Annotated in this window: 5 protein-coding genes; 4 read left to right on the plus strand and 1 reads right to left on the minus strand. The window is 70.4% G+C overall.

Translation table 11 applies throughout. The annotated features are described in order from the left end of the window. Positions 1-94: 94 nt before the first annotated feature. A complete protein-coding gene (locus tag AB8Z36_RS30685) occupies positions 95-1102 on the minus strand; it encodes an ABC transporter substrate-binding protein (RefSeq protein ID WP_369216656.1) in 1008 nt (335 codons plus the stop codon). Between the two features lie 601 nt (positions 1103-1703). Here AB8Z36_RS30685 and AB8Z36_RS30690 point away from each other — a divergent pair. From AB8Z36_RS30690 to AB8Z36_RS30705, 4 genes are all read left to right on the plus strand, one after another. Then, the gene (locus AB8Z36_RS30690; RefSeq protein ID WP_369216657.1) at positions 1704-1943 is read left to right on the plus strand and encodes a chaplin; all 240 of its coding nucleotides are present in this window, start codon (positions 1704-1706) and stop codon (positions 1941-1943) included. Between the two features lie 186 nt (positions 1944-2129). Continuing rightward, the gene (locus AB8Z36_RS30695) at positions 2130-3518 is read left to right on the plus strand and encodes a glutamate decarboxylase (protein WP_369216658.1); all 1389 of its coding nucleotides are present in this window, start codon (positions 2130-2132) and stop codon (positions 3516-3518) included. 648 nt (positions 3519-4166) lie between these two features. Next, a complete protein-coding gene (locus tag AB8Z36_RS30700) occupies positions 4167-4499 on the plus strand; it encodes a hypothetical protein (RefSeq protein WP_369216659.1) in 333 nt (110 codons plus the stop codon). Between the two features lie 64 nt (positions 4500-4563). Then, the gene (locus AB8Z36_RS30705) at positions 4564-5034 is read left to right on the plus strand and encodes a GNAT family N-acetyltransferase (protein ID WP_369216660.1); all 471 of its coding nucleotides are present in this window, start codon (positions 4564-4566) and stop codon (positions 5032-5034) included. Positions 5035-5162: the final 128 nt, after the last annotated feature.

Genomic DNA, 5162 nt, shown 5'->3' on the forward strand with positions numbered 1-5162 from the left:
GGTCAGGTCTGGGCAGGGCGGACGGCGGTGGGTGCCGAAGGATGAGGAGCGGGTCGGGACGGGCCGGGTGGGAGCCGACCGGATGGGGGCGGGGTCAGCCGTAGAGCTTGGCCAGGCCCTTGCTGAGCTCCTCCACCAGGCCGACGCTGCGGACGGAGGGGTCCATGGCCGAGCCGGGCACCACGATGAAGCGGTTCTCGCGCACGGCGCGGAGCCGGGAGGTGACGGGGTTGGTCCGGAGGAACTTCTTCTTGGCCGCCGCGCTGTCCCCGTCCCCGCCGCGGGTCAGATCCGCCAGGACGATGACATCCGGATCGCGCTCGGCTATCTCCTCCCAGTTGCCCTCCGGCCACTTCTGGTGGATGTCGTCGAAGGCGTTGTCGAGGCCGGTGAGTTCGCCGACGGTGGAGGGGAGTCCGCCGTGTCCGGCGATGTAGGGCGTGGTGGTGCCGGAGTAGTACCACATCAGGTCGGCGTCGATGCCCTTGGGTATGTGGTGTACGGCCCGGTCGAGCCGGGTGCGCAGTCCCTCGACGACCTTCTCTCCGCGCGGCCGGACGCCGAAGATGGTGGCGATGTCCTTGATCTCGTCGAAGACGGCGTCGAAGCGCACCTCGTCGGGCGTCAGCTTGGAGTTCTCGCAGTCGTGGACGGATAGGTAGGCCGGGACGTCGAGGTGTTTCCAGCCCGACCGGGGGCCCGCGGCTTCGTCCGCGTAGGCCGAGGAGAGCGTGGAGTAGAGGAAGTCCGGCTCCTTGGCGAGGGTCGCCTCGTGGTTGGCGTACCGGTCCGAGAGGACCGGGACCCTCTTGTAGTCGGCGGCCAGCGCGGGGAGTACCGGGTCGGTCTGGTAGGAGGTGCCCACCATTCGGTCCGCCAGCCCCAGGCTGAGCATGATCTCGGTGGCGTTCTGTTCCAGTGCGATCGCCCGCTTGGGCGGTTCGGACACCTTCAGCTTCGTGCCGCAGGAGTCGACGACCGCGCCTGCCGGACGCGCTGCGGTCGCGTGCTTCGGGGAGCCGGAGTCACTCGCCCCGCAGGCGGCGAGCCCGGGAAGCAGGACGAAGGCCCCCGCCAACCACTTAATGGAAGTGATTTTCATGTGCAGACCTTATACCGCCGCTGCGGGGGCACTGGGCCCGCTGGTGGCGTACGACGCCGGAGCGGAGCCGTTCCGCGCAGCCGACGCGGCATCATGAACCGACTGGGCACGGGAGTTGACGGAACACGACCGCCGGACGCCCTCCGGGACCGGCCCCGAGTGTGGATTAGGTCACTCCGTCCGGCCGCTGCCGCTGCTGCTGCTCACCGTCCCCGACACCAATCGGTGGGGTGCTTGGAAGCACCCTGGGTGCGAGGCGTGGGGCCGGGCGAGAGGGATGAGGGCTTCCACCGGGAGGGAACGGCTGAGGCCTGACGCGACCACTGGACACGGTCGTCGGCTGCCGATGTGTCGCGGAGCTGCCTGGGCGGAGCTGCCTGGGCGGAGCACCTGGGCGGAGCCGAAGAAGCAGCTGCGGGCACCCCGCTCGTGGCCTGCTCATCGCGATTGCGCGCGGCGAGTGTGAAATGGGCGTGTCTCCAACCCGTGAGCGGCGTTGATCACGGCGGGCGCCCGTGAGTGTGCTGCTCCAGCCGCAGGCGACACCGTGTCGTGGCGGTCGGGCGCCCGTATGCACTGCCGAACTCAAGGAGAACCCATCATGTCCGTCACCAAGAAGACGATGAGCATCGCGCTCGGCGCCGGCGCCCTCGTCATCGGAGCAGCGGGCCTGGCCACCGCTGACGCCGGCGCTTCCGGCGCGGCCCAGAACTCCCCCGGCGTCATCTCGGGCAACGTTCTCCAGATCCCCGTGCACGTTCCCGTCAACGTGTGCGGCAACTCCGTCAATGTCATCGGTCTGCTCAACCCGGCCTTCGGCAACACCTGCGTCAACGACTGACGGGTCGTATGACGTGGCAGGGGTGCCGCTCGGTGCCCCTGCCGCGCCAGCTGCCGCGCGCCGCCGACCTTGCCGGTGGCGCGCGGCAGCGTTGATGTGCGTGCACGGCCGGGCCTGTGCGCACAGCAATGCCACTAAAGTGCGATTTAATGGCTCTCTGTAACACTCTGGTCTGGAGGCGTTGCGGTGCACGAGGAATTCGACGACATCTTCGCTCTGCCGGCCCTGGGCAAGGGAGCGCCGAAGGGCGGCTTTCCGGAGACGGGGCTGCCCGCGGACGCGGCGTATCAACTGGTCCACGACGAGCTGCTGCTCGACGGGGTCTCGCGGATGAACCTGGCGACGTTCTGCACCACGTGGATGTCGGACAACGCGCGAAGGCTCATGGCCGAGACCGTCGACAAGAACATCGTCGACAAGGACGAGTACCCCCAGACCGCCGAGCTGGAGCAGCGCTGTGTGCGGATGCTCGCCGATCTCTGGCGCGCCCCCGACGCGGCGTCCGCGCCGGGCACCTCGACCACCGGGTCGAGTGAGGCGGCGATGCTGGGCGGGCTCGCCGCCAAGTTCCGCTGGCGGGCCGGGGGCGGTACCGGCACGCCCAACTTCGTGTGCGGCCCGGTGCAGGTGTGCTGGGAGAAGTTCGCCCGGTACTTCGACGTGGAGATCCGCGAGGTGCCGCTGACGGGCGACCGGCTGAAGCTGGAGCCCGAGCAGGTGGCGCGGTACTGCGACGAGAACACCATCATGGTCGTCGCCACCTTCGGGCAGACCTTCACCGGCCTGTTCGAGGACGTCGCCGGGATCAGCGCCGCCCTGGACGCGGTGCGGCGCGAACGCGGCTGGGACATCCCGATTCATGTGGACGCGGCGAGCGGCGGCTTCCTGGCCCCGTTCACCGCTCCCGACCTGCCCTGGGACTTCCGCCTCCCGCGGGTGAAGTCCATCAACGCCTCCGGGCACAAGACCGGCCACGCACCGCTGGGGTCCGGGTGGGCGCTCTGGCGGGAGCCCGCCGACCTGCCCGATGAGCTGGTCTTCAACGTGAACTATCTCGGCGGCGACCTGCCCACGTTCAACCTCAACTTCTCCCGTCCCGGCGGGCAGGCCATCTCCTCCTACCACGCCTTCATCCACCTGGGCCGGGCCGGGTACACACGCCTCCAGAGCGCCATCTACTCCGTCGCGCAGCACCTGGCCGAGGGCCTGGTCAAGGCGGGCCCCTTCGAGATCCTGCACGACGGTGACCCGCGGCGCGGCATCACCGCCGTCTCCTGGCGCCTGACCGGCGAGCAGCCCTTCAGCCTCTACGACCTGTCCGACCGGCTGCGCGCCCGCGGCTGGCTGACCGCCGCCTACCCACTGCCCGCCGATCGCGGCGACGAGACGATCATGCGCGCGGTGATCCGGCACGGCTTCAGCCACGACATGGCCGACCTGCTGCTCGCCGACCTGGGACGCTGCCTCACCTACCTCAACAGCCACGCGCCCAGAGTTCCGCTCACCGCCGCGGAGGGCAGCGGTTTCACCCACGACGCCACGGCCGAGGTGCCCCTCAAGAGGCCCGGTGCTTGAAGGGGGGCGCGGGGCCACGGCTCCGCGCCTCACCGCGTCACTCGGGTCTGTCACCCGTCGGCCGCCCGCTGAGGCGAGTGCTGCGGTACGGGTCGGCCGAAGGCCCCCTGGTGCAGTCGGCGCTGCCGCTCGCCCACGCCGGAAGAGCGGCACCGCTCCCGTGATACGTGAGGGACGGCGGTATCCGCTCACGAGGATCAACCGCGCACCGTCGCCGCTGAGGTCACTGGCGTACTCACGGGCTGACCGCGGCGTGGCACCGAGATGCTCGCGGCCGTCGTCCGGCCGGTCCGAACGCCAGTCGGGGACGGTCCGCCCCCGCCCAGGCCAGCCCGCCACACCCTTGCAATCCAGGCGCCGCAGGCCGGACTTTCCTGCATCGCGAAGGCAATATGGGCGCTCCGCACACCTTTACTTAGGCCGCGTTGCGGGTACGCTACTGGCATAGTCCGTGGCATGGCTGCCTGTCGTCAGCGCGGCAGGCGCATACCGGCGATCTATCGGGCCCGGAGCGGGGCCCCTCCGCCAGCGGCTGTACCAGCGGGATCCGAGCCCGCTTCATCGGCACCGCGAGATGGGCCGCTCCCCCAGCGCATCCCTGCGGCTCGCTTCGCCAGTCTCGACGGTGCCCGGCCCCCGGGACTCCTCATGCGTGGATTCTTCGCCGACGACCAGCTGCTCATCGTGCCCTCCGACACCGCCCACGGCGTATCCCTGTTCGGCGAAGTCCTCGGCTCGCACAAGAGCGTCCTGACCGTCGCCCTGACCGAACAGCGCCACACCACCCACGACATCACCCTGGACCTGACCCGCGTCAACTACGTCGCCAACAGCGTCCTGGACATCCTCATCACCCTGGCCAACAGCCTCACCCCGCCCTACCGCCTGCTCATCCGCACCAGCCCCGGACTCGCCCTGCGCGAGCGCCTGGCCGCACACCCGACGCCGTGCGGCAACAACCTGCGCCTCATCGACGCCTGAGCGGCGCACGGGTTCGCCGCGCCCGCGCTCCTCGGCGTGCGTGGGCAACGCTAGCGTTGCGATCATGGCGGACTGGAAGATACGACCGGCGTCGGAAGCGGACGTCGAGGCGGTGGCCGAGCTGCGGGCCGTCGTGCTGCGCGCGGATCTCGAACGGCTCGGGCGGTACGACGCCCACCGGGTGCGGCAGCGTCTGCGGGACGGTTTCGAGCCGGACCATACCTGGATCATCGAGGTGGCCGACGGGTTCGCCGGATGTGTGGCACTGCGCCCCGCCGGTGCCGCCGCCTGCGACGGCCCCCCTCGCGGGGAGACCCGCTGGCTGGAGCACTTCTATCTCGCTCCCGACCTCCAGGGCGGCGGCGTCGGCTCGGCCGTGCTGCGCGAACTGCTCGGCCGGTGCGACCGCGACGGAGTGCCCGTACGGCTGAACGTGCTGCGGGGCAGTCCGGCGCGGCGGCTCTACGAGCGGCACGGGTTCCTGGTCGAGACCGAGGACCCGGTGGACGTCTTCATGGCGCGCAGCCCTCGTTGAGGGGTGTCGGTGCSGGCCCGGGGCGGGTTCACCGGGCATGGGCGGGCGCTGCCCGGTCGTCGGCCGTCTCGCGGGTGGAGAGGGCCGAGAGCAGGACGACGCCCCAGGTCACCAGTACCGCGCCCATG

This window comes from Streptomyces flavofungini (assembly GCF_041028215.1).
Taxonomy (GTDB): Bacteria; Actinomycetota; Actinomycetes; order Streptomycetales; family Streptomycetaceae; genus Streptomyces; species Streptomyces flavofungini_B.